Origin of the sequence: Cellvibrio sp. OA-2007, from assembly GCF_000953825.1 — a bacterium.
In the GTDB taxonomy this organism is placed as follows: domain Bacteria; phylum Pseudomonadota; class Gammaproteobacteria; order Pseudomonadales; family Cellvibrionaceae; genus Cellvibrio.
The window spans coordinates 38,161-62,474 of sequence record NZ_BBUL01000084.1; the positions used below are offsets into that span (position 1 = coordinate 38,161).

At 50.5% G+C, this 24,314-nt stretch carries 27 protein-coding genes; 16 read left to right on the forward strand and 11 right to left on the reverse strand.

The window, feature by feature from the left end; all coding sequences use genetic code 11:
- Positions 1–32 precede the first annotated feature (32 nt).
- From AWU77_RS07180 to AWU77_RS07200, 5 genes are all read right to left on the reverse strand, one after another.
- A complete protein-coding gene (locus tag AWU77_RS07180; protein WP_062060904.1) occupies positions 33–353 on the reverse strand; it encodes a DNA-binding transcriptional regulator in 321 nt (106 codons plus the stop codon).
- Positions 340–660, reverse strand: a complete 321-nt coding sequence (locus AWU77_RS07185) for a hypothetical protein (RefSeq protein ID WP_062060907.1) — start codon at positions 658–660, stop codon at positions 340–342. Before AWU77_RS07185 ends, AWU77_RS07180 begins: the two co-directional genes overlap by 14 nt.
- 89 nt (positions 661–749) lie before the next feature.
- Positions 750–2,369, reverse strand: coding sequence for a hypothetical protein (locus AWU77_RS07190; RefSeq protein WP_062060910.1), 1,620 nt, complete (start codon positions 2,367–2,369; stop codon positions 750–752).
- A gap of 13 nt (positions 2,370–2,382) precedes the next feature.
- The gene (locus AWU77_RS07195) at positions 2,383–4,911 is read right to left on the reverse strand and encodes a LamG domain-containing protein (RefSeq protein WP_375600834.1); all 2,529 of its coding nucleotides are present in this window, start codon (positions 4,909–4,911) and stop codon (positions 2,383–2,385) included.
- A gap of 11 nt (positions 4,912–4,922) precedes the next feature.
- Positions 4,923–6,077, reverse strand: a complete 1,155-nt coding sequence (locus tag AWU77_RS07200) for a hypothetical protein (protein ID WP_152625304.1) — start codon at positions 6,075–6,077, stop codon at positions 4,923–4,925.
- A 531-nt stretch (positions 6,078–6,608) separates the two neighbouring features.
- On the opposite strand from AWU77_RS07200, the gene AWU77_RS07205 reads away from it, so the two are divergent.
- From AWU77_RS07205 to AWU77_RS07230, 6 genes are all read left to right on the forward strand, one after another.
- A complete protein-coding gene (locus AWU77_RS07205) occupies positions 6,609–9,518 on the forward strand; it encodes a PD40 domain-containing protein (RefSeq protein ID WP_152625298.1) in 2,910 nt (969 codons plus the stop codon).
- Positions 9,519–9,525: 7 nt separating this feature from the next.
- The gene (locus AWU77_RS07210) at positions 9,526–10,326 is read left to right on the forward strand and encodes an SH3 domain-containing protein (RefSeq protein ID WP_062060917.1); all 801 of its coding nucleotides are present in this window, start codon (positions 9,526–9,528) and stop codon (positions 10,324–10,326) included.
- Positions 10,296–10,961: an outer membrane beta-barrel domain-containing protein gene (locus tag AWU77_RS07215; RefSeq protein WP_062060920.1), complete on the forward strand. Its 666-nt coding sequence runs from the start codon at positions 10,296–10,298 to the stop codon at positions 10,959–10,961. Before AWU77_RS07210 ends, AWU77_RS07215 begins: the two co-directional genes overlap by 31 nt.
- 171 nt (positions 10,962–11,132) lie before the next feature.
- Positions 11,133–11,633 carry a TlpA disulfide reductase family protein gene (locus AWU77_RS07220; protein ID WP_062060923.1) on the forward strand — a complete coding sequence of 167 codons (501 nt, stop codon included), beginning with the start codon at positions 11,133–11,135 and terminating at the stop codon, positions 11,631–11,633.
- Entirely contained in the window at positions 11,630–11,854 is a 225-nt protein-coding gene (locus AWU77_RS07225; RefSeq protein WP_062060926.1) for a DUF4266 domain-containing protein, read from the forward strand. The genes AWU77_RS07220 and AWU77_RS07225 overlap by 4 nt, the downstream gene beginning before the upstream one ends.
- Before the next feature lie 25 nt (positions 11,855–11,879).
- A complete protein-coding gene (locus AWU77_RS07230) occupies positions 11,880–13,046 on the forward strand; it encodes a DUF3570 domain-containing protein (protein ID WP_084618181.1) in 1,167 nt (388 codons plus the stop codon).
- A 43-nt stretch (positions 13,047–13,089) separates the two neighbouring features.
- On the opposite strand, the gene AWU77_RS07235 is transcribed toward AWU77_RS07230, so the two are convergent.
- Positions 13,090–13,812 (reverse strand): alpha/beta fold hydrolase, encoded by a 723-nt coding sequence (locus AWU77_RS07235; RefSeq protein ID WP_152625299.1) that lies wholly within the window; start codon positions 13,810–13,812, stop codon positions 13,090–13,092.
- A 589-nt stretch (positions 13,813–14,401) separates the two neighbouring features.
- Here AWU77_RS07235 and AWU77_RS07240 point away from each other — a divergent pair.
- The 7 genes from AWU77_RS07240 to AWU77_RS07270 all read left to right on the forward strand — a co-directional run bounded on the left by AWU77_RS07240 (position 14,402) and on the right by AWU77_RS07270 (position 17,629).
- Positions 14,402–14,650, forward strand: a complete 249-nt coding sequence (locus tag AWU77_RS07240) for a hypothetical protein (protein ID WP_062060932.1) — start codon at positions 14,402–14,404, stop codon at positions 14,648–14,650.
- A gap of 20 nt (positions 14,651–14,670) precedes the next feature.
- Positions 14,671–14,880 (forward strand): hypothetical protein, encoded by a 210-nt coding sequence (locus AWU77_RS07245; RefSeq protein ID WP_062060935.1) that lies wholly within the window; start codon positions 14,671–14,673, stop codon positions 14,878–14,880.
- A gap of 136 nt (positions 14,881–15,016) precedes the next feature.
- Positions 15,017–15,388, forward strand: coding sequence for a hypothetical protein (locus tag AWU77_RS20340; RefSeq protein WP_152625300.1), 372 nt, complete (start codon positions 15,017–15,019; stop codon positions 15,386–15,388).
- 51 nt (positions 15,389–15,439) lie between these two features.
- Positions 15,440–15,859 carry a DUF3806 domain-containing protein gene (locus AWU77_RS07255; protein WP_062060942.1) on the forward strand — a complete coding sequence of 140 codons (420 nt, stop codon included), beginning with the start codon at positions 15,440–15,442 and terminating at the stop codon, positions 15,857–15,859.
- A 70-nt stretch (positions 15,860–15,929) separates the two neighbouring features.
- Positions 15,930–16,325: a VOC family protein gene (locus AWU77_RS07260; protein ID WP_062060945.1), complete on the forward strand. Its 396-nt coding sequence runs from the start codon at positions 15,930–15,932 to the stop codon at positions 16,323–16,325.
- A gap of 132 nt (positions 16,326–16,457) precedes the next feature.
- Positions 16,458–17,123, forward strand: a complete 666-nt coding sequence (locus AWU77_RS07265; protein ID WP_238582336.1) for a phytanoyl-CoA dioxygenase family protein — start codon at positions 16,458–16,460, stop codon at positions 17,121–17,123.
- Positions 17,124–17,341: 218 nt separating this feature from the next.
- Complete coding sequence (locus AWU77_RS07270) at positions 17,342–17,629, forward strand: hypothetical protein (protein ID WP_062060951.1); 288 nt, start codon at positions 17,342–17,344, stop codon at positions 17,627–17,629.
- A gap of 73 nt (positions 17,630–17,702) precedes the next feature.
- Here the strand turns inward: AWU77_RS07270 and AWU77_RS07275 are convergent, their stop codons facing one another.
- The 5 genes from AWU77_RS07275 to AWU77_RS07295 are packed head-to-tail and all read right to left on the reverse strand — an operon-like array spanning position 17,703 to position 21,886.
- A complete protein-coding gene (locus tag AWU77_RS07275; protein WP_062060954.1) occupies positions 17,703–18,074 on the reverse strand; it encodes a cupin domain-containing protein in 372 nt (123 codons plus the stop codon).
- 3 nt (positions 18,075–18,077) lie between these two features.
- Positions 18,078–18,767: a cysteine hydrolase family protein gene (locus tag AWU77_RS07280; protein ID WP_062060956.1), complete on the reverse strand. Its 690-nt coding sequence runs from the start codon at positions 18,765–18,767 to the stop codon at positions 18,078–18,080.
- A gap of 9 nt (positions 18,768–18,776) precedes the next feature.
- Entirely contained in the window at positions 18,777–20,366 is a 1,590-nt protein-coding gene (locus AWU77_RS07285) for a hypothetical protein (protein ID WP_062060959.1), read from the reverse strand.
- Positions 20,367–20,417: 51 nt separating this feature from the next.
- Positions 20,418–21,104: a cysteine hydrolase family protein gene (locus AWU77_RS07290; protein WP_062060962.1), complete on the reverse strand. Its 687-nt coding sequence runs from the start codon at positions 21,102–21,104 to the stop codon at positions 20,418–20,420.
- 20 nt (positions 21,105–21,124) lie between these two features.
- Positions 21,125–21,886 (reverse strand): outer membrane protein OmpK, encoded by a 762-nt coding sequence (locus tag AWU77_RS07295; RefSeq protein ID WP_062060965.1) that lies wholly within the window; start codon positions 21,884–21,886, stop codon positions 21,125–21,127.
- A gap of 342 nt (positions 21,887–22,228) precedes the next feature.
- Here AWU77_RS07295 and AWU77_RS07300 point away from each other — a divergent pair, with 342 nt between their 5' ends.
- The 3 genes from AWU77_RS07300 to AWU77_RS07310 all read left to right on the forward strand — a co-directional run bounded on the left by AWU77_RS07300 (position 22,229) and on the right by AWU77_RS07310 (position 24,284).
- Positions 22,229–22,903, forward strand: coding sequence for a GntR family transcriptional regulator (locus AWU77_RS07300; RefSeq protein WP_062060968.1), 675 nt, complete (start codon positions 22,229–22,231; stop codon positions 22,901–22,903).
- A 59-nt stretch (positions 22,904–22,962) separates the two neighbouring features.
- On the forward strand, positions 22,963–23,421 hold the full coding sequence (locus AWU77_RS07305) for a DUF2721 domain-containing protein (protein ID WP_062060971.1): 459 nt from the start codon (positions 22,963–22,965) through the stop codon (positions 23,419–23,421).
- A gap of 110 nt (positions 23,422–23,531) precedes the next feature.
- On the forward strand, positions 23,532–24,284 hold the full coding sequence (locus tag AWU77_RS07310) for a hypothetical protein (protein WP_062060974.1): 753 nt from the start codon (positions 23,532–23,534) through the stop codon (positions 24,282–24,284).
- Positions 24,285–24,314 lie beyond the last annotated feature (30 nt).

The following is a 24,314-nucleotide window of genomic DNA, read 5'->3' on the forward strand; positions in this document are numbered from 1 at the left end:
TGTTGTTAGTGAAAGCACTGATGTTGGTGATTTTACGATGTGCGCAGCGCTATCACTTCTTTAAGCACTTCAGGGTGGCGATAAACAATTTGTAGCAAGGTTTCTGCAGCACCAGATGGTTGGCGTCTACCCTGCTCCCAATGTTGCAATGTTCGCGGCGATATATGCAGTGCCTCGGCGAATTTTGCCTGTGATAAGCCGCACTGCAGACGCGTCTGCACAATCTGGTTGGGTGCAATAGTGTAGGTATCACCGGTCTTACCACTTTTAACATCGCGGATAGCAGCCAGTAATTCCTCACCTAGATTGCGGCTCGCATCGCGCGCTGCAAGTTCTTTGTTACTGAGTGTCATAACCCAGCTCCTCTGCAATTTGTTTCAATAAATGTGCGGGGATATTTTCCGTCGCACTTTTGGAATAGATGGTAAGTAACACAATGGCACCGGATTTTAATTGCGCGGTATAGATAACTCTTACTCCACCACTTTTGCCTCGACCACTTATGTTCCAGCGGATTTTGCGGCAGCCGCCCGAGCCGGGAATTAAATCACCTGCGTCCGGCGTTGCAGCGAGATAGGAAACAAAGTCGCCGCGTTCCGACTCAGTCCAATAGTCGGGCCACAACCTTGTGAAAATAGGGGATTCAATAATCGTACGCATGGGATGCAACTGTACTCCATTGGCGTACAGTGGGCAACAGCGAAGTGAAAGTGCAAGCCGCTCCCATTTAAGCCGGGAGCGGCGGAGGTTTACACCGGCTGCGAGATCACCCCATTGCAAATCGGCGTAAAGGCAGTGAGTTTGTCGAGGGTGGCGGCGTTGCCGAGGCTGTTGCCGGGGAAGTTGCTGCCGAATTGGTTTTGTTGGCCGTGCAGTGCCATGTAGTTGAGCACCACGGTTTCTACCAACGTATTAACGTTGTTGGCGGCGCCTATACCAGAGCCGGTTTCGACATCGCCACTGGCGCGCATATAGCCGATCTGTTGGTGGACGCGCTGGGCATCGCTAATGGTGTTCGGATCGCTACTGGTACCACCCATCAACACGGCGCGGCGCGCGGGGTTGTAGACGAGAAAGAACGCGGCGCCGGTCTGTTGGTCGTCGCCGGTCCAGACACCTTTACCTCCGCCCATCGCTGAGTCGTCGATCATGCCGTTGCTGAACACCGAGCCGTCGCTGAACACATAAATCATCACCGGCATGCCTTTGCGCGCGGCGTACTCGATGCAGGCGCCGATGCAGCGGCCCGCGCGTAAATCGCGCATTTCGCCAGTGGAACGGTCGCCGGTGTGATAGTCGTAGCCGCCCATGGTGATGGTGCCTGCTCCGGCATAACCGTTGATCACCAGCTTGGCCACTGAGGCGGTTTTGCGGAATTCGCCATCGCCGTTAAATTCGTTTTGGGTGAATACACCCGCTGCGCCAACCAGATCGGCATCGGCGACCGGGTCAATGGCGGAAGGGTTGCCAAAGCGATCGGCCAGATCGGCGCTTTTCACATAGCCGCAGCGCACCATGTCTTTGATTACTTCATCTTTGCTGACGCCGGTGTTGACCTTACCGAGTTTTTTATCGCTGATACGGTAGATAGATTCCATCACCGCCACTGTGTCCTGTTGATCGAGCAGGCTGACCAGATCCCCCACATCGACCAAACCGGTCACGTCGTTGGGGTTGTCCACTTTGGTGGGGCGCACCTCGGGGTTGATCATCATCGCGGGTGCCATGGAGTTGCCGCCCGAGTCGCTGGCGCGGGAGCCGACCAGCGCCAGCAGCGAGCCGTTGGCACCGGCGCGGTTAATGCCGTACATGGGGTTGTGCGGGTTGTTGCCGGTGTCGTTCTCCGAGCGCGCGGGAATGACCGCACCGTTGGTGAGTGCGCGGTTGCCCACGGCGACCTTTTCCAGAATGCCGCGCAGCATGGCGCTGCTGGCGTGGAAAGAGAGGCCGAGTTCATTGTTGATAAGGGGGTTGGCTGCGGTAGAGGCCGCCGGGCTCATTGCTAATGGCAGCCCCTGTTTGCTGTAGCCGCTGGCGTTGAGGAAATCCAACTGGCCGCCGCGCTGGCCGATCAACACGTTGGAGCCAGCGATATTGGCGCCGCCGGCGAGATCAAAACAGATAAACGGAATCTTGCCTGCGCCCTGTGCCGCAATGCCGCAGGCGCTGCGCATGGCGATCAAATCCGCTGAGAGTGCAGCCTCTGCTTCCCGTGGGTTGGCAAATAAACTGAAAATCGAGCCGCCGACCACAGTGGCGGCGCCGGTTCTAAAGCCTTGCGCTACCAATTCGCGCCGGGTCACCGGGCGGCTGTGGTTGTTGAGCAGCAGCGGCGCGTCCGGATGCAGGGTGGTTTTTTTGCGAGTCATAAGTCTGCTCCGATTACTGCAATAGCATGATGGCGCTGCCCATAGCGGCGGCGCAGGTTGCTTTGACGGTGGTGGCGGTGCGGTTGCTGGCGCAGCTATTGCTCGCTGCGCAGGTTGTCATGCGGTCGATCAACTGGTTCAGCTCGGCGCGAACTTCGGCCGGATTCGCCTGATTGCTCAGTGCGCCGCCCGAGGCTATATCGCTCGCCAGCAGGTTTTTCAGCAGTGGGTCGATAACCTGGCTGCGGCCAGTGCTATTGAACGCGGTATTGGCGCTGGCGCCAAAGTTGAAGCCGCTGAAATAGCTGGCGCGCAGGCTGGTATCGTTCACTAGCGCGTTGCAGTAGGACACTGCCAGCTGGGTAATACCCATCTGTTGCGCCGCCAAAAAGCCCTCGATATTGGTGAGTGTCGGCAGTTGTTGTTGCACCTTGGTATAGGTGGTCTTCACCGCCGCCGTGGTTGTGCTGACGCCAGTCATGGCGGACAGGGTTGCATTGATTTCGGCAAAATTGCGCAGGCCGATATGAGCTTGGCCGGGAATATCCGCCGGTGTTGCGGGTGGCGGCACTACCGGCACAGTGCGGCTGTAGCTATTGCTGCCGATCCGGTCGAAGGTAAGGAAGAATTGATCCTGATCCGGCCCTTGTTTCATCTCCACAATCGTGCCCAGTGTCGATAGGGTTTGGCGACCTTCCACCATCTGGCTGGCGCTGATTTGGGTATCCAGATTGGCAAATACCTGGCCGACGGGCGCCTCGGTGCCATTGACCCCAATGCGCAAGCCTTTCAGATCGATATTGCCGGTGACTTTTTCATCGCCCAGATTGGTGAAGAACGGCGAGCTAAACAGATAGGCATAGTCGTCGAACTGCTGCACATCAAACACGATAAAACTCAGCGGAGTGCCCACCAGCTGGGAGACGTTAAACAGCAGCAAATATTTTGCGCCCACGCCCACGTCAAAATTGGTTTTGATGTCGGCTGCGCTCATCGCGCGTTTGTGTATGGCGAGGAAGCGAATACTGCCTGCCCAAGGGCGATTGTTCGATACATCGTTACCTATCGCGAGAGCAAAGCTGCTGTCCCAATCCTTCAGTACCGCACCGGCGTCCGGGTCCATATCGCCGGTAAATTCGCCGTTGACATAAATGCGGCGGCCGCGGATTGGATCAAAGGTGACAACTACGTGTTGCAGGCTGGCTTGCAAGATTTCTTTGTTGGCAGCGGTGGCCAACTCATTTAGGCCATTTTGATCGCTCTTGGAGGTGCGATTCATAAAACTGTAGTTGTACTCGTACTGGCCGAGGGTGAAATTGCGGCTGGTGGCGCTGCCGGAATAGGTCACTATGCGGGCGGGGTTGTTGTCGTTATCACCCTGCACCACGTTGTCGGGAATCACCCAGGCTTCTATTGAGTATTCGCCTGCCGCGCGCAACAAATCGTAGAACTTGCGGCTGTCGCCGGTGGAGGCTTGTGCCTTGCCGGTATCGCGGAATTTCAAACCCCAGGCGCTGCTCCAGCCGACATTGCCAATCAGGTTCAAGTTGGCGACCGGGTCTACCCCGGCGGTGTCGTAGGCGATGCTGCCCTTGCCGGTTTTGAATTCGTATTTGGCGATGATGTCGGTATCGATCCGGCCACCGCTGGTCACCACAAATGCATCGCTCAGGCCGACTGCTTTGCTGATCACCAGCTCGGGGTCAACTGTGATGGGCTCAATGGTGTTGGCAAAGGCGGTGATCGCCGCTTGCATCTCGGCGGCATTTTGGCTGCAGTTGCTCCAGCAGTTGTGGCCATCAAATGACAGGCGTTGCACAAAACGCGAGGCGCCGGGGTTGTCCAAACGAATGCGGGTTTTGGCGGCTTCATAGGCGGCATCGATCCGGCTGCTGGCAAAGTAGGGTTGCTGGCGGGTGATGGCGCTTTCGCTGTGGCATTGCGCGCAGTACTTGGTCAGTACCGGATACACGGTGGTGGAGAAGGCCGCTGGGCTATCGGGGAATACCTTGCTGCTGCTCAGGTCTTTTTCCGCGGGCGGAGTCAATACCACGCTATTGGCCTGGGTGCCGGTATTGCCCGCCCAGTTAGTGATCCAGGTGGTCATGATATCGCCACAGGCAACTGGGTCAGCCAGCCAGCAGTTGTGACCTGCGGCGACCTTGGTCACCAAACGCGACTGCGCCGGATTGCCCAGGGTTACCAAGCCTTTATCTATCACAGCGGCATAAGCGAGGTTGATATCGTCGCCACGGGCAAATTCCGGTGCCTGTTTACCTTGGGTATGGCAGCCGCCGCAGCGGTTTTCGCGGGCGATATTGATCCATAAGTTGTTCTGGAATTTGGTGATGTCAGCAGTAGCGGCGGCATTGCTGCCTTTATAGCTGAACTCTTCACCGCCACCATTGCCGGTATTGGTGTCGGGTTTGGGTTCGGTTTTGGCGCCCGAACCCGAGCCGCAACCCACCAGTGAGGCGAGTAGCGCGATGATTAACAGGGCGGGGCGCAACTGCAAAATGGAGCCTAACTGAATGTTATTCACGGTCATCTCCCCTATTGGCCTTTGCAGTAGTTGGCGGTGTCGATAAACACCTGCTTCAACTTGTAGTTATTGGCGGCAAAGTTCTGGGTAAATTCCTCGACCTTGGCTCTATCGGCAGCATCGCCTGGCTTGCGCAGGCAGACGTTTTGAAACACTTTCTCAACCTGACAGCTGGCAAAGGCTTTGGAATGCGCCAGTTCCATATTCATGCTCTTGGCGCCGCTGCCCATGCCGGTCAGTGCGGGTGAATTCCACGCCCAGCCAAGGTGGCTGTTTTGGCCTTGGCGCCAGTAGTTTTGCCAGTCGTCATTGGTGGTGACATAACCGGGTTTGAAGGTGGAGCTGTTAATGCGGTACTTCTTCTCAACCCGGCTTTGGGTGTCCGGGTCGATTACCCCTTCACTGTTGTAGTGGATGGCACCGCTAATACCATCGGGATCGCTATTGATATCGAATTCGTAATCGTAATAAGCGTAGGCTTTGGCCATAGGGTCCATGCCGTTGTGGCAGCCGATGCAGTTGTTGAGAAAGACACGGCTATCGCCACCGGGGCTGCGGCTTACATCCTGGCGGATAAAATCCGGCACCAGCGAGGTGTCGTGCACTTGCTCCAGATCGCGGCACAAATGGTTGAGCAGGGTGAAGCGAAACATGGCGCGGTTAGTACCGGCAATAAAAAATGCCTTGGCCGCCGCGCGGCTGGTGATCAGGCCGGAGGTGGCATCGCTGGGCAAACCGTTAAGGCTGGACTGGGTGCGGCGCACCAGTGTGTCTTTCAGGCTCACACCCTGGGCTTCGGCCATCTCATAGTGATTGTTATTGCTGTTGGAGTAGGCGGGCAAGCCACCGGCATTGCTGGTGTAGAGCACATCATCGTAGAGCGCGGTGCGGAAATCGGCATCGTCACGCACCAGCCCGATAAAGGTGGCGGTGTAATCGTTTAGCGGGGCGAACACGGTCTGCTCGCGGTTGGTCCAGGGTGTCGCCATGTTTTTTAAGGTGACACTGTAGAACGCCTCATTGTTCATGGCGATTTTCACCGCCTCGGCGACTTGTCCGGCATCGATTTGCGCCGCCATTTGCAACAGTACGCTTTCCGAGGGCGGGACACCGGCGATGCGGTTGTGAATTTGCATGGCCTGTTCCCGCGAGCCTGCCTGTGCCATGCTTGCGCCAAAGCCGATGCTGGCAATGACCAGCCCGATACTGGCCCTGCGCAGGCTTGTGCCCAGCCGGGTAACTAGCTGGTGCGCTGAAAAGTGTCTAATCACGGTTGCTCCCAATTATGTGTAGTTGCCTTGCTGGTCGCCGGGGCGACCGGAGGGCAATCTTCTGGCTGGAGAAAGGTCTGCTGCAATTATAGACAGACCTGTCGTGTAAACCTGTGCCCAGCTAGCGCTAGCGGTTGCCGACTTAATCACAGAACTGCAAATCAGACGGATCATTTGGTTATAAAAAATCGAAAAGTATGCACTTCCTAACCGGCAAAGGGTTATTTTTAGTAGAAATGTTTTTGCTTTCATTCGTGATTCATTCGAGAGAATGGCACACAGGTTTGCCAGACAATAATCCGTACCGGCGCCCGCGGCTATCTTTATGCGCAAGAGCGGCTATAACTTTTCAATCAACTTTATCCGGTGCAATCTGCTGCCCTCGCCCTCAGGGGGTATAAGCCAGTGCGATATAAGGCCAATGTTATGAATCTCTGCGAGTCTTTTCTGCGCCCGCGCGCCCTATTGACGCTCCGTTCCCTCGGCATAATCGCGCTGTTTGGTTTGAGCGCCTGTGGCGGTGGTGGTGGAGGCGGTAGTAGCGATGGCGGGCAAAAGCCCGATCCGGTCACCGTGGATTTACCTATCGCCTATATTGAGCGACCCATCCCGCTAAATGAAGATGACGAGCCGGTTTTTCCCGATGTATTTGAACCTGCGGCGTTTAATCCCGGCGCCAAGCTCATCCTGAAAGATCGCGCCACTGCGCAAGCCACGGCAGTCGATATCAGCTCGGCGGCATTTCCGCTGGAGAAGTTTCCGGTAGCGGACTATCCCGATGGCCCGCTCTATGATGTGAAAGATCTTTCAGTAAGCCCGGATGGCCAGCGATTAATTTTTGCGATGCGCGCTCCGGAAATTGCCGATGCCGACGAAGAGGATCAACCCACCTGGAATATCTGGGAATATCAGCTTGAGACTAAGCTGCTGCGTCGCATTATCAGTGCCGACATAGTGGCGGAATCCGGGCAGGATATTTCCCCGCGCTACTTGCCCGATGGCCGCATTCTGTTTGCTTCCACCCGCCAGACACGCAGCAAAGCCATCCTTTTGGATGATGGCAAACCCCAGTACGCTGCGGGTACGGAAGACGACCGCAACGACCCCGCCTATGTGTTGCATACCATGCAGGATGACGGCACGGATATCCAACAGATCACCTATAACCAAAGCCACGATATTCAACCTGGTTTGCTGCCCGACGGGCGGATTTTTTACACGCGCTGGGATAGATCCGGCCATGACAACCTGAGCTTCTACACCGTCAATCCAGACGGCACCAACAGTCAGATCTACTACGGCTACAACAGTCTGAATATTGAGCCGGAGGATGACAGCCAAAGTACGCCGCGCTTATTTAATCTCAACCCCATGCCCGATGGTCGCATCGCCGCGATTCTCAAACCCAGTGGCGCCTTGCTCGGTGGCGATATGGTGGTGATCGATGGTGCAGGTTTCAGCGAAAACAACCGGCCAGTACCCGGTGCAACGGCGCGCGGTGCCGCAGGGCAGGAGCGCATCTCGATCCTGCCGGTGAATATCCGCGATGGTGAAGGCGAAATTTCAGAACATGGCCGTTTTGCCTCGCTCTATCCCCTGTACGACGGCACTAATCGTCTGTTAGTGAGTTGGAGTCAGTGCCGTTTGCAGGAGCCGGGCACTTCGCGTTTACTGCCCTGTACAGCAGCCAATCGCGCCATCGCCAATATTCAAGAGGCAGAGCCCTTTTACGGCATCTGGATTTACAACATCGCGCAGCAAACCCAGCAGCCGGTGGTATTGGCCAAAGCCGGAGTGATGTATAGCGAGGCGGTATCCCTTGAAAAAATTACCCCGCCGACCTTTTTCCGCTCGCAGGTGGATACCCAGCTCGCACAGGAAGCGGTCGGGGTATTACACATACGCAGTGTCTATGATTTTGATGGCACCTTTGGCCGCTACGGATTCGCCAGTGCGCCAGCTAATCTGGCAGCGATGATCGCCGCACCTGCAGATCAGCGCCCAGCGCGTTTTTTACGCTTGGTCAAAGCAGTCTCCATGCCCGATGACGATACGCTCGACTTTGACGGTACGGCCTTTGGCTTTAGTGGCGGCATCATGCGCGAAGTGCTGGGTTATGCGCCCATCGAGCCGGACGGCTCGGTAAAAGTAAAAGTCCCGGCTGATGTGGCCTTTACCATAGAAGTGCTCGATGCCAATGGCCGGCGCATCAGCGCCCGCCACAATAACTGGTTGCAATTGCGCCCCGGTGAGGTGCGCGAGTGCAACGGCTGTCACGATACACGCAACGATGTTGCCCACGGACGTGCGGGCGCTGAAGCCGCTGCACTCAATCAAGGTGCGGCAACCAGCGGGCTGCAATTTATGAACACGATTCGCTTCGATGCGCTGGGCACGCCAGTCACGCCAACTATGGGTGAAACTATGGCGGAATTTGCCGCCCGCTCTACCTTCTGTGAAACACCTGGCAACCCGGTCAGCTGTGCGCCTATCGCCCAGCGCCAGCCGAGTGTGGATATAGTGTTTAACGATGAGTGGACTGATCCTGCCGTGCGCCCCAAAGCAGCGAGTTTTGAATACCGTTATTCAGCTCTGGCAGACGACCCAGCGCAAATCGCCGCGCCGACTACTGAAGCCTGCATTGATCCAGATGGGTGGAATAGTCTGTGTCGCGTGATCATCAATTACGAAACCCATATCCAGCCCTTGTGGGAGCGCAGCCGTATGGTGGATGGGGTTGAGCGGCAGTGCACCGGTTGTCACAGTCGCAATGTTATTGATCTCAACGGTAACTCGCTTGTACAGATTCCCGCCGGTCAGCTAGAGTTGACCAGTCAGCCATCAGATCAGCAGACCGATCATATGACTTCTTATCGCGAGCTGTTGGCGAACGATTTCAGTCAAGTGCTCACCGATGATATGGCAGGGCTTACCGACAATATTCCCGTATGTGAATTTGTGGTGGATGAAGATGCAATTCCCGAGTGTCTGGTCACCTTTGACCTTGAGGGAAAACCGACCTGCGAAGGTGTGGCGGATTGTCCTTTTGTGCAACAGGAGGTAACGTCGGAAACCGGTGTCGTATCCCAAGTGTTGGTGTTAGGGGCGGATGGCAATCCCATACCCTTAACCGAGCAGATTAGAGTACCTGCATCTATGTCGCCTGGGGGGGCTCGCGCCAGTGCCCGATTCTTTAATCGTTTTGCCAATTTCGATGGGGCGACGGATACTGTGGATCATCGCGGCTGGCTGAATGGCAGTGAATTGAAACTATTATCGGAGTGGTTGGATCTTCGCGCGGCCTACTTCAACAATCCCTTTGACTCAGTAGATTGATTTATTAATGACGATATACGGCGCATCACAACAACAAAAACGCCCGCGTTTTTATCGCTATCTGCTCTGCTGCTTGTTTGTGTGCAGTTCCCCCGCATGGGCGCAAAACTGGTTCGGCAATTTATTTGCCGAGGAAGAGCCTTTGCAGGTAAGTGTTGATGAGGCGTTTATCAATCTTTATTCCGGCCCAGGGCGCGGTTATCCCATCTTTCATGTGGTTGAGCGCGAAGAAATTATCACTCTGCTCAAAAGCCGCACCGAGTGGATCAAAATTAAAACCAAGCGCGGCATAACCGGTTGGATCAAACGCGACGATATGCAATTTACCCTGGCGCTCGATGGCAGCAAACCAGAGTTTCCCGACGCTAAACAGGCAGACTATTTGGCTGATCGTTTTGAGTTGGGTGCGGCTTACGGCGATTTTGCCGGTGCCGATAGCCTCACTATGAATTTGGGCTATCGCTTTACCAAAAACTTATCCGCAGAATTGCGTTACGCCGAAAATACCGGCCAATTTTCCGATAGCCAAATTATTGCCGGTGGGATTTTATTTCAGCCTTTTCCCGAACTGCGCGCCTCGCCATTTTTCAGCGTTGGCGGTGGAACCATTAAAACCTTCCCCAGTTCAATGCTGGTGCAAACCGAAGATCGCGAAGACAATTTATTGCAGGCCAGTTTGGGCACTTACGTGCATATCACTGGCCGTTTATTTCTGCGGGTGGAATACACCAATCACTACATACTCACCAGCCGCAATACCAACGACGAGGTCAATGAATGGAAAGTTGGATTCAACGTATTTTTCTAAGCGCCTGCCTGCTGGTATTAACTGGCATTGGCAGTAGCGTTTACGCGCAGGGCGATGACACCAGCGACGACGATGAGCTGGAGCAAATCATTACCCCCGACCTTAAACGGCGCACCATTAAAGAAGATGATCTGGATAGTGAGAACTTCGAGATGGGCGCTTTTTACGGCATGCTCAGCATCGAAGATTTTGGCACCAACGAAGTGGTAGGAATTACTTTTGCCTATCACATAACCGAAGATTTTTTTGTCGAAGCTGCCTACGGCATCAGCCAAACAGAAAAAACCAGTTATGAATTGTTGAGTGGCGGCGTAGAGCTGCTTACCGATGATGAGCGCGATTTAAACTATTACAACATCTCCTTGGGCTACAATTTTTTACACGGCCAGGTGTTTATTTCGGATAAGTGGACTTTCAACAATCATTTTTATATTTTGGCTGGCGCCGGCAATACTGATTTTGCTGCGAAGGATTATTTCACCACCAACATAGGCGCTGGGTTGCGTTTTTACGCTACCGATTGGCTGGCGCTGGATTTAAGTATGCGCGGCCACAGTTTTAAACATGAATTGTTTGGCGAGAGCAAAACGGTAACCAATTTGGAATCGCGTTTTGGTCTTTCGTTGTTTTTCTAATTATTTCCGGTAGTAGATAGTTTTGATGGGGGTCGTCATCCTCAGCTGGGCGCCCCCGCCTAGTGGGGATCCAGTTGTTAACAAGACCTATGGATTAGCTGCGCTGGTCTTCGGCTCCCGCTGCACGGGAATGACGATATGCATATCGATCAGGTTATGTGAGTTATATTTATGAGTAATAAAAAATATTTTCAATCGCTGGCGTTAATCGGCACATTTGTGTTTGGTGCAATCTTGTCGCTCAATGCCAGCGCCAATTCCGCGCCCGATTTCACCCTGCAAAGCAGCACCGGTGAAAATGTGCGTTTGGCCGAACAGCGCGGGCAGGTGGTGATGTTGAACTTCTGGGCGTCCTGGTGCGGCCCTTGCCGCAAAGAAATGCCGCTGCTGGATGATATGTCCAAGCGCTACAGTGCCGCCGGTTTTGTGCTCTATGGTGTGAACGTAGAAGAAGACAATACCGACGCAAAAAAATTAATTAAAGAATTGGGTGTGACCTTCCCCATTTTGTACGACACCGAAAGCAAAGCGAGCAGTTTGTATAGTGTGGACGCTATGCCCACTACTGTGGTGATCGATAAAAAAGGCGTGATTCGCTATGTCAATCGCGGGTACAAAGCGGGTGATGAAGATAAATACCGTGCACAAATTCGCGAGCTAATAAAAGAATGATCCTGCGTCGTCTGCTGTTAATTGCACTGTTGTTTAGTGTGGCTGCCTGTAGCCCGATCAAGCCTTGGGTAAAGCCCTATGAACGGCAAAAAATCGCCGATGAAATCATGAGCTTCGGGCGCGACCCGGCGGCAGATTCCTACTTGCATCACGTGTACGACGCGCGCGAAGCAGCACGCGGTGGCGATGGCGCATCGGGAGGTGGCTGTGGTTGTAATTAAATTTCCATCCTTGTCATTCGCGCGTATGCGGGAATCCAATATCTATATTTTACTTATATCTTTTTTTGTAATCATCACGTCTAACTCGTATGCGGCCGTATTGCCTGACGAGCGCATAGATCTGCTCTATCACGGTTATGATGGCGGCGGTGCGCAAATTGATGGCCCTTCTATTTTAGTGCGCAAAAACATAGGTACTTCGGTATCGGTTTCCGCTAATTATTATGTCGATATGGTGAGTAGCGCCTCAATCGATGTGGAAGCAACGGCCAGCCCTTACAGTGAGGAGCGTAAAGAGACTGGTTTTACCGGCCAATACATGGTGGACCGCTCAACCATCAATATTGGCTATACCAGCAGTAAAGAAAATGATTACGATGCATCAACTTACAGCTTTGGTGTTGATCAAAGTTTTTTTGGTGATCTCACCACGCTCGGGTTTGGTGTCAGTTTTGGTGAAGATATTGTCGGCCAAAATACTGACCCGACTTACGAACGCACTTTGCAGCGGCGCAAGTACAGTATCAACGCATCGCAAATCGTCACTAAAAATTTATTGGCATCACTCAGTTTTGACAGTGTTAGCGACCAGTGTTTAAACCTTACACAAGAGCAAAGTTGTTTGAATAACCCTTATCGTTCGGTGCGCTATTTGAGTGGTACTGGCGGCTATTTATATCAATCGGAACTCTATCCGCATACTCGCAATAGCGATGCGCTCGGTTTACGCGCGATTTATTATTTGCCCTACCGCGCATCGGTGCGCATAGAAGCGCGGCAATTTGCCGATAGCTGGGGTATCGAAGCGGACAATGTTGAGCTGCGCTATTTGCACCCTTACCGCGATCAGTGGTTGTTTGAAGTGAAGTACCGCGTCTATCAACAAACCGCAGCAGATTTTTACGCTGATTTATTTCCCTACCGCGATGCACAAAACTTTTTAGCGCGCGACAAAGAGCTAAGCCCTTTTTCATCCAACACCATTGGGTTGGGCGTGACTTATAAAATTCCAGCGGGTGTTATTCCCTGGTTTGATAAGAGCACTGCGAATTTGTATTGGGATCACTTCAATATAGATTACGACGATTTCCGCGATGCCCGCGTATCTCCCACCGACTACGCCGCAGGTGAAGAACCACTCTATAGTTTGCAGGCTGATGTGATTCGCCTGTATTTTTCGTTTTGGTTTTAGCTAACACCAGTGTGATTAGTTCGCACTGGTGTATCAGTAATTTCTAATCAGCCAACATCTTCGGCTTTTCCAGCAGGCGCGGCCATAATTGTGCCCAGGTTTTCCAATTGTGCTTGCCTGTTTGCGTCACTGTGTGCTCTGGTGGTAGTTGTTTTTCCAACAACCCATTGGGAATGGCGAACTTATCATTGATGCCATAGGCGAGATAAATTTTATTTTTTGTTTCGTCTGGCAGTTGTATCAACCAGGGCCACAAATTCACATCTCGTGGCACTTGTGGTGCCGCTGTATTTTCAAGTAAATAATTGTAGTCCTGCGCATCGCCTAGGTAGGGTGCAAGAATAAATATTTTGTCAATGTCGTTGGGATGCTGCTTTAAATAAAGCAGTGAGCCAAACCCGCCCAGAGAAGTTCCACCTAAATAAATTGCACCGTACCCTGCATCAAGTGCGGGCTTAATAATATCTTGGCGCAATCGATCATTGATGGTTCGCGCCTCGTAATATTTAAAATGTGCATCTACCGCAATGACATCCATATTTGGATTGATAATGTGAATCGCATCAATCACGCCATATTTATCAAATACACCCGCTCTATCGCCAATGCCTGGCAATAACACCATCAATTGCCGTGTACTTTTATCTGCTTGCTCAGCACTTTGTGTATAGTGGATTGTTTTTATTGGTATGGATGTGCTCTGCAAGTAATAACAGCTAGTGAGTAACGCGAATAAAGGCAGGCTAGCGAGAGTTTTTAAGCGCATGGATTTTCCCTTGAGTGAATTGTTCTGGTTCGATTGTGCTAAACCCGGAATGTACTTATAGTTGATTGCATACAAAACCTCCACGCAATACCCGGTACCTCCATCACAGCTATATTGCGCACCCCGTAATAAGTTGTAATATGATTCCACACATAAAACCGCATACCTTATGCGGCGCCCGTCATAGGAATGACCACAGCAGTACCAGCAGCCGAAGGAATCGCGTTACGGAAGTTTGGAAACACGGTCAGGCTGCTATGGATGATGGATTGATAAAGCATGTTATTCCCCCACCCCTATCACCCTCGCTTGTTTTTGCGCGTAGTGGAAAATAAATAATTTTTCCGATAATAAATTGGGTTTGTGATGCGCTAGTTGAAGGTCGGTAGTGTGGCCAAAGCGGAAGTTCGGGTTCTAAGTTGGGCCAGCCGTATATTTCCGAATTTATTGAACCGTGTATCTACGACTTTGTTTCTAACATTACCCTAGCTTATTAATAGTTATGTGTGTTTCGGTAATATAAAATAGATTGGTTCCTTAAATATACGGCTTGGGCCGTTCAATAAACTGTTAATTAAAGGAAGTTCACATGAAATATAAAATTATAATTATTGCATTATTTTTCTCTGGTTGTGTGACAGTTATGCCACCAAAAGAATTTATTGCATATTCAGGGGAAATTCTTCCTATTGAAAAAGTTGCGTCAATAGCGGTTGACGGCAATGTGAAGGGAGTTAGTGTGCATTTCATTGATGACTATCAGATTCCGATGCTAGTTAATGGCAATCCAATGCCTAATTGGAGAGGGCTCACGTATTACCCGGAAACCACATTTTAAGTGTTTCTGGAAACTCGAAAATGCTAGGAGATTATAGGTCTTTTTATAACGGAAAAATTGAGTTTGAAGCTAAAGCAGGTCACTCCTATATTCCATATTTTGAATTGAATGAAAAAAAGGAAGTAGTATTCAAAATGCTAGATGCGGGTCTAAACTATAACCAAAGCTGTTTAATTGGTTCATATCCGGATCATACCAACGAAAGAAAAAATGCGAAAAATTGTCTGTAATTTTACACTATTAACAATGCATTTCACCTGACGAATTGTAAGTAGCGCTTATGCGGTATCTCTGCGCGAAGTTTACCGCACGCGCTACTTACAATTCGCAGGTGAACGCAACGTTAGGAAAAAAAGAGAAATCACTATGGAATGTTTTTATCATAACGGCACGCCCGCATGCGGAATATGCAAATCATGCCAACGAGGAATCTGTAAAAATTGCTGTTCGGAAGTACAAAATGGTATCGCATGTTTAAGTCGCTGTGAAAAGAATGCAATAGAACTTGATGAAATGATTGAAAGCTCCAAGTCAATGCAAGGAAAGAGTACCACCCTCATAAAAAGTGTTGGCTTAGGATCCGGCGAAATATTTCATATAGTGCTGGGTATTTTATTTTTGGGTTTCGGTCTATATAAACATCAAGACTTCATGTCATATCTTGGTGCTGTTTTTCTAGTTTTTGGTTTTTTGGGTCTATTTCGTGTAGCAAAAGCCAAAAGCAAAAAAAAATCCTAACAAGGCAATGAACCGGTTTTTATCGCGGACTTATGCAAGGGAAAGAGTGTAGTGAATCAAAAAATTGAACCACTGGATGAGACCGACTTGGAATTGCTCGCGGAATACCGGAATTGGCTTTTTGGCCACTTTGATGATCCGCAACAATATGAAGAACTTTCATTCAAGTTGTCGCTAATCCAAACTATTATTGACAATAAGTGGGTTTTAAAAGAAGAAAATTTTAAACTTCAAGCGCTAGGTGTTTGCTTTGGTGACGCACTTGAGCAAGAAGTGCAAGAGTTAAGTTGGGTTGCAGTAGATGACGATTTTGGTCGTGATCCCGCGTTACGCTGGCTCAACACAAACACTCTAGTTTTTCCTAGAACCGCAGTATCAAAAAGAGTAGAAGACGACATAGAAATTGACATATATGAAATGTTTGGTGGCTTTCAAAAAGCAATTAAAAGCGCACTTGAAAAGCAGGCATAACAAGCTCAAGCACCGCGCCTTCGGCGCTCGGTAGTTAGGCTCATTAAAATCCACCAATAGGAGAGTAAAAATGAAAGGCAATCCGGTTGTTCACTTCGAAATTTATGTTCATGACATTGAAAGAGCGAAAGCGTTTTACGAAAATATATTTGATATTACGCTTGAACAAATTCAATCACCAATTCCAGAAATGGACATGGAAATGTGGGCATTCCCAATGGATAAAGAGGCGCCTATGAGCAGTTATGGTGCTGGAGGTATGCTTGTTAAAATGGAAGGTTTTGAACCTGGTGGCAGCGGAACGTTAGTCTATTTTGGGTGTGATGACTGCGCCATACAGGCAGCTAGAGCTGAAAAATTTGGCGGCAGCTTATTCCAAGAAAAAACATCTATTGGTGAGCACGGGTTCTGCGCTTTAGCACGTGACACTGAGGGAAATTTAATTGGCTTTCACTCAATGGCATAGGGCCTAAAGAGCAATCAAAAAGATGGTTTTTAAATTGTTTTTTGCCACTTTGTTTAGCTCCACTTTATGGGAAAGTCGCAATTTAAAAACCTCCATTTATCGCAACGTCACATTTAATCAGGAATGAAGATTGTGCAATTTTTTGAAGATGGCTGTGAAATTGTTAAAGACTTCATTTCAGAAAATTGGCGTTCCACAATTCTTAACGAAATAGAAGCTTCAGCAGTTTCAACTGAGGTTGGTGGCGTTAGAAATATCAATAGAAAATTGAAAACGGTAGCTGAATATCTCAACTCTATTGAGTTTAAGGAAAAAGCATGCGCCTTTATTCCTGCAAGTGCCCAACTAGTAAGGGCGATACTTTTCAATAAATCACCTCAATCAAATTGGTTTGTAACTTGGCACCAAGATAAAACAGTCGCTGTTTCAAGTAAATTTGAGGAGCCTGGTTGGGGAGCTTGGAGTGTAAAAGAAAATACTCTGCATGTTCAGCCTCCTTTGGCTGTTCTAGAGGGCATGGTTACCATACGCATTCATTTAGATTCAACACCGAAAGAAAATGGTTGTTTAAAAGTTATTCCAAACAGCTACAAATTAGGTATATTAAATCCTGATCAAATAAACGAAGTGGTTGCTTCCGAAAAGGCCCATTATTGTGAGGCTGAAAAATGTGCTGCTCTTATAATGCGCCCACATTTGCTACATGCTTCTAGTAAGAGCTCTGAGCCAAGTAATAGACGTGTGCTACATTTTGAATTTAGTAATTGGAAATTACCAAGTGCAGTGTGTTGGGGCTGAAATGCGAAGCTCTGGGATTTTCTTTGCCATCGCATTTTTAATTTAGGTATTGATTGTCTATCGATTGGTTACGTGAAGGTTTTGAATCGCTATCTGAAGCAATGTTATGTTGCGGTTCGTTCCTCACCGGAAACCTACGCAAGTGCCGACACTGGTTGCTGACTGAACGTTGCCGCGATGTGTGAGATGCTTTTTCCAACGTGACAAGGAATAAATGGATGATTAATGAGTTAAGGTTATTTTTGGCGGTGCTGTTGTTTTGTCTTGGGATCTATCTGGTCTGGGATTTATGTTCAGCTGGATTTGACCTTATTATTTTGGTTTCATCTCTGCTTTGTTTCGTTGTGGCTCATTATATTAAACCAAAGCCTGACGATAGGGATGACTCATCGGTAGTGTTGGATGTGTTGGATTTTATCGTTGATATTCCGTTCAGGGCGATTTCCATTTTTCTTAGGGCGATAAGCAAACCATTTAAAGGCGATGCTGGCGGTTTTGATTTGTAGGGGGATTAAATTGAATGCCAAAAAAATCGCCTTTTTAATAATATCTTGCGGAAAAAACAGGCAAGGCTGAGATTCATTCAGCAGCGTTAATAAATTTCACCGGCTTCTCCCACACCGCTAACACCACGCAACCTTCCTCGCTGAAAATTTCATGGCTGCTGGTAGCGGGATTAATTAAAAAAGTACCTGCGTGGTAGTGGCCGCGTTCGTCGCGTTGGCTGCCGCGCAGGATTAATAAAAATTCCATACCCACATGCAAGTGGCGGGGAATGTGCGCGCCGGGTTGGTAGCGGAGCAGGGCGCAGGAACATCCTTGTGCTGGATCCCCGTGTAGGGGCAGCATGTCCACTCCTTTGCGAAAGCCCTGCCAATTCAAAGTGTGCGCATCAAAATCCATCGACATTACATTTTCCCACACCAATTTTTTTCCTGCGTGTTCCTCCATGTGTTACTCCTGGCGTTCCAGTGCGGCGAGTAAATCGGTTGAGCTGGCGACGGCGCCGAATACGCCGCCTTGCATATGAATCATGGCAAGTGCTGCTTGGTGATTGGCGGGGTCGGTCGCGGCGCAGCAATCGCTGAGCAATACGCATTCAAATCCACGATCATTTGCCTCGCGCATGGTGGTGTGTACACACACATCGGTGGTGATGCCGGTGAGAATTAAATTGCGAATTTTTTTGGTGTGTAAAACCATTTCCAAATCGGTTGCATAAAAAGAACCTTTGCCGGGTTTGTCGATAATCACTTCACCCGCGATGGGCGCAAGTTCAGGAATAATTTCCCAGCCGGGTTCACCGCGAATCAATATTTTTCCGCAGGGGCCATCATCGCCAATGCCCGCGCCAATCTGGCGCGAGCGCCAGCGTTTGTTTGCGGGCAAATCGGCGAGGTCGGGGCGGTGGCCTTCGCGGGTGTGGATGATATGAAAACCGGCGGCGCGCATCGCCGGTAATAATTTCCGCAGGGGTTCAATCGGCGCGCGGGTCAGGTTGATGTCGTAACCCATGCTATCTACATAACCGCCTTTGCCGCAAAAATCCGTTTGCATATCGATAATAACGAGCGCGGTATTGTCGGGGCGCAGGTCGCCATCATAAGGCCATGGGTAAGGTGTGCTGTCCAAATAAATCGTCATGATGGCTCCTTAGTGCGCGGGCTCGATAACATCGGTCGCATGGTTTTCTTGCGGCGCGATGCTGGATACCACGCTGAATTTTGCGCACGCAAATAACACCCCGGCCACTGCAAGATAAGCGAAAGCAACTGTGGGTGACTCGGCTATGCCAATCTCCTCACCGTGCATTAATCCGAAAAAGGTCAGCGCGGCACTGGCGCAGGCAAACAGCCCGGCTTTCACAAAACTGCGGTCGATAATAAATGCGGTAATCGCCCCGAGCATCAAGCCGCCTAGAATGGCGCCGCCGCCCAATACCGATAAACCTTCATAGAGCACGCCGTTTTGCGCGAGCTTATCCAAGCCCACGGCGGCAGCATTGGTGCCTGCGGCGCCGAGCACATTATCAATTTGCAATTTGCCCCAAGCGGCGAGGTGCGGCATAAGCGACACAATAATTGCTGGCGCGTGAGATTTGGGTGTCTCCTGAAAAGCCTGGGAGCCAATCAGCATGCCTATGTAGAGCAGGATGGGCGAGATGGCGACCAGCGGAATCGCCGAGGAAAACACCGCGATAATGCCCAGCCAGCACAACACTAACACCGCTATTCCCGTCACTGCCGAATAACCAATACCGCCGCCCATGGATTTCCAGCCGGGGTGGCCAATATAAACCGCGTTGATAAACGGGTTGCCCATGCAGCAGCCGATCAAACTGATTACGCCGTCGGCGGTGAGTACGCGGGTAGTGGGGTAGCTATCGCCCGCCACTGCGGCGCTCTCGACGTTATCCATGGCTTCAACCAAGTCATAGATACCGAAGGGAATTGCCGTCACCAGAATGATTCCAATAAATTCAAAGCCGGAAAATACGTGGTCAACTGCAGGTAGCGGGACGGAAAAACCAAAACTGGTGAGCGATTGGGTGAGGCCTGCCAATGAGAGGCCGCCAAAGTTGAGGCCGATTGCAGTAGAGCCCCAGGCGATTAAGGTGCCCACGGCGATGGCGACCAGCCCGGCGGGTATGCCTTTAAAGTAGCGCACACCGCCAAACCAGCTCAATAAAATAATTGCAAAACAGACCAGCCCGATCACCGGGGTCATAAACATTTCCAGCGCGGGGCGCAGCGAAATAAACGCGATCGACACCCCGGCAAGCGTGCCAAGCAAGGCGGCGCGCGGGGTAATTTTGCGGATGTAGGGCGCGATGTAGCCGCCGATCATCAACACAAAACTCTGCACAAAAACCCAGGTCAAGCCCGCCTCCCAACCTTTGATCGGGTCGCCGGTGGTGAGGCTGATGGGCAGCATAATCACAAATACCACCACAAACATGTGCGGCACGCTGATGCCCGAAGGCAGGGCGCAGACATCGGTGCGCCCGGTTTGCTGCGCGAGTTTGTAGGCGAGGTAGGCGTAGTAACTGGTGCTGAGAAACATCATCAGCCCCACGGCGGGCAGGATGCGGCCAAACACTATGTCGTCCGGCATCTGCAGTACAAAACGCAGCAGTGCGGTGAGCACCAGCAGATTTACCAAAATATTGGTGCCAAAACCAAACAGGGCATTCCAGTCGCCCGGTTTCCAGAGTTTTACCGCTGTGTTGATGGTGCTATTCATGGTCTTGTCCGCTCCTGTTTGTAATGTGGGCTAGCAAGGATCTAAAACTGGTTATGACATGCTGACGGAGTGTTCGGATGAGAGCGCGGCAACCACCGCTGCACTATCGCTCACCCAGCCAAAAATCCCGCCCTGCGCTGACACCATGGCCAAGGCAACGCGGTGGAATTCGGGGAAGTAGGAGGCGCAGGCATCACTGATGACAATGCAGCGATAGCCCCGGTCATTACCCTCGCGCACCGTGGTATGCACGCACACTTCGGTAGTGACGCCGCATACCAGCAGGTTTTCAATGCGCTGCTCCTTCAGCACATCGCCCAGTTCAGTGCGATAAAAAGCACCTTTGCCGGGTTTATCGATAATGATTTCGCCCTTGATGGGTGCCAGCTCCGGAATAATCCCGTGGCCGGGTTCACCGCGAATCAGAATCCGCCCCATAGGCCCGAGGCTGCCAATGCGCAGCTCCGGTTTACCGCGCATCACCTTGGCGGGCGGGGCATCGCTTAAATCCGGCAAATGCCCTTCGCGGGTGTGAATAACCAACATGCCCAGCGCGCGCGCGGCGGCGAGCAGTGTTTGGCAGGGTGCGATGGCTGAGCGCAGCAGGCTCACATCGTTCCCTAAGCTCGCGCCAAAACCACCGGGTTCGAGAAAATCGCGCTGCATATCGATAATCACCAGCGCGGAGCGGCTCAGGTCGAGATCAATTGCTTCGGGGTGTGCGCTCAGGCTGATCATGGGTGAACCTCACATTCGGCTTAAAAAATCCACTTCACCATCAACTCGGGAAAGTTTTCATCAACACCATCGATGCCGAACTTGTTGCGCCAGATCTGGTATTCGATGCCCGCCTGAAATACACCGGGTGAATCCATCAGCGAGCCTACATCTAACAGCAGGCGCGGTTGGGTGATGATGTTGTCCTCGCTTGGGCCTACATCCCAGGCGTAATCGAAGAAACCTTCAAAGCTGAATTTCGCCTTGCCAATAGCAAAGGGCATACCCCATGCCAGAGTGATTTGCTGGCCGGTATCAGTACCGAAGCTGACCTCGTTGCGCGCATACCAGTTAATCTGGAAAAAATTGAATTTGGGCAACTTGAGATCCACCGCCAAGCCGTACAGATAGGTGTGAAATCCTTCACCTATTTCGGCGGTGGTGGTGATCAGAACATCCTGAATAATGCCTGCCGATAAATCTTTGCCTGTCATTTTTCCAAAGCTCAGGCGCGGGGAAATCTCGCCATAAAAACCGGTTTGGGTCAGTTCTCCGGTGCGGTCGGGGTTGGTGATATCCACAAAGAAAAAGTTGTCGCCGTATTTCCAGCCGCTGGCATGCTCCAGCGTAATCAGGCTGCGCTCCTCATCGCCCAGCTCATACTCAGTGCCATAGTGGTACTGCAAATTGGTGCTGCTCCAGCGGGCATCTGCCTGAGCCTGCATTGCTGTCAGGCCGAGCGGAATCAATAAACTGGCAAACACAGTGGTGCAGCGGCGCGTTAGCGGGGGCAACTGGGGCATGGCGATATCCTCACTGGTGGTCTTTGGGATTTTTTGTAAACAATGTTGTATACAACGATGTGTTTAGCATTAGCTGTGCCAGCTTAAAAAATAAACGCTGGGTGAGATCCTAAGTTGATGAAATATTGATGGTTTTCGCTGGAGCTAGGGCGGTGATACGGGTTAAAAAACGCGAGGTTCGGCACTTGCCCAGCACTAAAGCAATGCTTTGCAGCTAGCTGCTGCACCGCTTGAGTGCGGTGGTGGGCTGGTTTACAAGGGCTGGAGCCTCGCCTACCATGGATTAACAGGGGGCTTGCCCCGCACGATTAGTCATCGGTTTAACCGACGGAGCATCTTCTTTTGACCACCCCAAAATCCGCTGCGCAACTGGTCTATGACCAGCTCAAAAAAAAGATTATCGATTTTGAAATTTACCCCGGCACCCGCCTGACTGAATCGGAAATCGCCGAGGATTTTCAAGTCAGCCGCACCCCGGTACGCGCCGCATTACAGCGTTTGGAGACTGAAGGCCAAATCACCATCATGCCCAAGCAGGGTTGTTTTGTGCGCTCGGTGGATATTGAAACCATCAGCCAATATTACGATGTGCGCATCATGCTCGAAGCCAGCGCCGTCGAACTCGCCTGCAATCATATGGACGATGAAGATCTGGATGCATTGCAGGAAGATTGGAATGCAGAACGATTGGATGACGAATTGGATATGGAAGAAATCAAAGCGCGGGAAGAGGCATTTCACATAGGTATCGCCATCGGCAGCGGCAATCCGGTGCTCGCTAATTATCTGCGCGATATCAACAACAATATTCGTATTTTGCGTCGTTTGGGTTTTCCCGACCGTCAATCGGTAATAGAAACCTGCGAAGAACATTTTGCGATTTGCCAATTAATCCGCGACAAAAATAAAACCCAGGCGCGCAAAGCCATGACCAAACACATCAGCAAAAGCCAGGCCCTCGCCCGCAGTGTAACCTTGAGTCAATTACAGCAGGCGATTAAGCGGCATAAAGCTTAGAAATAGCGCGATTATTTGATCGGCAAAAAATTATTTTTTGAAGTTTATGGATGAGATTTATGGCTGATGTAGTAATGAATTTTGGCGATGTCGCGCACGCCATCCAGCTTGCACTGGCGCCAGTATTTTTGCTTACCGGTATTGCCGGTTTGTTAAATGTAATGGCAGGGCGTCTTGCGCGTATTATCGATCGTGGGCGGAGCCTTACTGAACAGGAGTTGCCACCACATTTTGAAAATAATCCGGATATCTTTCAAAAAGAATTGAGTCGTCTTGAACGGCGGCGTCGTTATGCCAGTTTAGCTATTACCGCCTGTACCTGTTCGGCCTTGTTTGTATGTACCGTTGTGGCAGTCATTTTTTTACAGGTAATGTTGCAGGTAGAATTTAAATGGGTGATTAGCTTTTTGTTTACTGCTGCAACGCTAACCCTGGTGGTAGGGCTTGCCTATTTCTTGCGTGAAGTACACTTGGCAACCCGCACGGTGCGTATACAGGTTATCGCGCGGCAAAAGTAAACGCGTCCTTATAGATTTGGCTGTTTAAGGATTATTTTACGGTGTTGTTATGTCGCGTGTAGTGGTACGGTGCTAGTTTTGGTTGGCATTTAACCAAAAAGGATAACAACATGGACTCTCTGCCTCCTGCTTCTACCGCCGACCTCAACAAAGCCAAAAAAAGCCAGTTTATCGCGCAGCCGATTTATGGAGGTTTTTCGCTGCTATTGCTGGTGGTTATTTTTATAACAATGCTTCCACATTATTTCAAGCTTTCCACTGCTCCAGCGAGTGTCCCGACTTCTTTTGTAGTGCATGGCGTCGTGTATTTAGCTTGGTTTGTCGTATTTGCCATTCAGTCAAATTTGGTATTTCTCAAGAAAACTGCAGTTCATAAACAGTTAGGCTATTGCAGTTTGGTTTTACTTGCTGCGTTAATTATTAGTGGTTCGCAAATACTTTATGGCGCAATGAGTGCCTATAATCCAAATTGGGATGCAGGGTTTTTGTATTCAAGAATTAGTTTGATCTGGGGTGTTTTGCATACATTTATCGCTTTCATTATTTTATGCAGCTTGGGATTTTTTTACCGCAAACAATTGCACCTGCATAAGCGCTTTATGCTGATGGCGACATTGACTATGATTCCTGCTTCCATCACGCGCATTGCATTTATTGGTGTTATCCCTATTGATGGTACGCTGTTAACTTTATTGACGACTTATATATTATGGCTAACGCCAGTGGTAATAGACCGTTTGAGATTCAACGCAGTGCATTCTGTTTTTAAATGGGGTGTCCCTATTTATCTGGTGACACAAATATTTTGTATAGGATTTATGCCAACAACCGGACTTGGCCGAGCGATTGCGTTTCCTTTTTAATGTTTTCAAATTGCGCCCTATTTTGATGAG

Coding starts and splice junctions, on each gene's coding strand:
- AWU77_RS07230 (WP_084618181.1), top strand. CDS start 11,880: ATGCGGGAATCCAATATCTATATTTTACTTATATCTTTTTTTGTAATC.
- AWU77_RS07215 (WP_062060920.1), top strand. CDS start 10,296: ATGGAAAGTTGGATTCAACGTATTTTTCTAAGCGCCTGCCTGCTGGTA.
- AWU77_RS07240 (WP_062060932.1), top strand. CDS start 14,402: ATGAAATATAAAATTATAATTATTGCATTATTTTTCTCTGGTTGTGTG.
- AWU77_RS07310 (WP_062060974.1), top strand. CDS start 23,532: ATGGACTCTCTGCCTCCTGCTTCTACCGCCGACCTCAACAAAGCCAAA.
- AWU77_RS07210 (WP_062060917.1), top strand. CDS start 9,526: ATGACGATATACGGCGCATCACAACAACAAAAACGCCCGCGTTTTTAT.
- AWU77_RS07185 (WP_062060907.1), bottom strand. CDS start 660: ATGCGTACGATTATTGAATCCCCTATTTTCACAAGGTTGTGGCCCGAC.
- AWU77_RS07270 (WP_062060951.1), top strand. CDS start 17,342: ATGATTAATGAGTTAAGGTTATTTTTGGCGGTGCTGTTGTTTTGTCTT.
- AWU77_RS07260 (WP_062060945.1), top strand. CDS start 15,930: ATGAAAGGCAATCCGGTTGTTCACTTCGAAATTTATGTTCATGACATT.
- AWU77_RS07280 (WP_062060956.1), bottom strand. CDS start 18,767: ATGACGATTTATTTGGACAGCACACCTTACCCATGGCCTTATGATGGC.
- AWU77_RS07235 (WP_152625299.1), bottom strand. CDS start 13,812: ATGCGCTTAAAAACTCTCGCTAGCCTGCCTTTATTCGCGTTACTCACT.
- AWU77_RS07245 (WP_062060935.1), top strand. CDS start 14,671: ATGCTAGGAGATTATAGGTCTTTTTATAACGGAAAAATTGAGTTTGAA.
- AWU77_RS07285 (WP_062060959.1), bottom strand. CDS start 20,366: ATGAATAGCACCATCAACACAGCGGTAAAACTCTGGAAACCGGGCGAC.
- AWU77_RS07225 (WP_062060926.1), top strand. CDS start 11,630: ATGATCCTGCGTCGTCTGCTGTTAATTGCACTGTTGTTTAGTGTGGCT.
- AWU77_RS07180 (WP_062060904.1), bottom strand. CDS start 353: ATGACACTCAGTAACAAAGAACTTGCAGCGCGCGATGCGAGCCGCAAT.
- AWU77_RS20340 (WP_152625300.1), top strand. CDS start 15,017: ATGGAATGTTTTTATCATAACGGCACGCCCGCATGCGGAATATGCAAA.
- AWU77_RS07220 (WP_062060923.1), top strand. CDS start 11,133: ATGAGTAATAAAAAATATTTTCAATCGCTGGCGTTAATCGGCACATTT.
- AWU77_RS07305 (WP_062060971.1), top strand. CDS start 22,963: ATGGCTGATGTAGTAATGAATTTTGGCGATGTCGCGCACGCCATCCAG.
- AWU77_RS07275 (WP_062060954.1), bottom strand. CDS start 18,074: ATGGAGGAACACGCAGGAAAAAAATTGGTGTGGGAAAATGTAATGTCG.
- AWU77_RS07205 (WP_152625298.1), top strand. CDS start 6,609: ATGAATCTCTGCGAGTCTTTTCTGCGCCCGCGCGCCCTATTGACGCTC.
- AWU77_RS07295 (WP_062060965.1), bottom strand. CDS start 21,886: ATGCCCCAGTTGCCCCCGCTAACGCGCCGCTGCACCACTGTGTTTGCC.
- AWU77_RS07290 (WP_062060962.1), bottom strand. CDS start 21,104: ATGATCAGCCTGAGCGCACACCCCGAAGCAATTGATCTCGACCTGAGC.
- AWU77_RS07190 (WP_062060910.1), bottom strand. CDS start 2,369: ATGACTCGCAAAAAAACCACCCTGCATCCGGACGCGCCGCTGCTGCTC.
- AWU77_RS07200 (WP_152625304.1), bottom strand. CDS start 6,077: ATGGCACAGGCAGGCTCGCGGGAACAGGCCATGCAAATTCACAACCGC.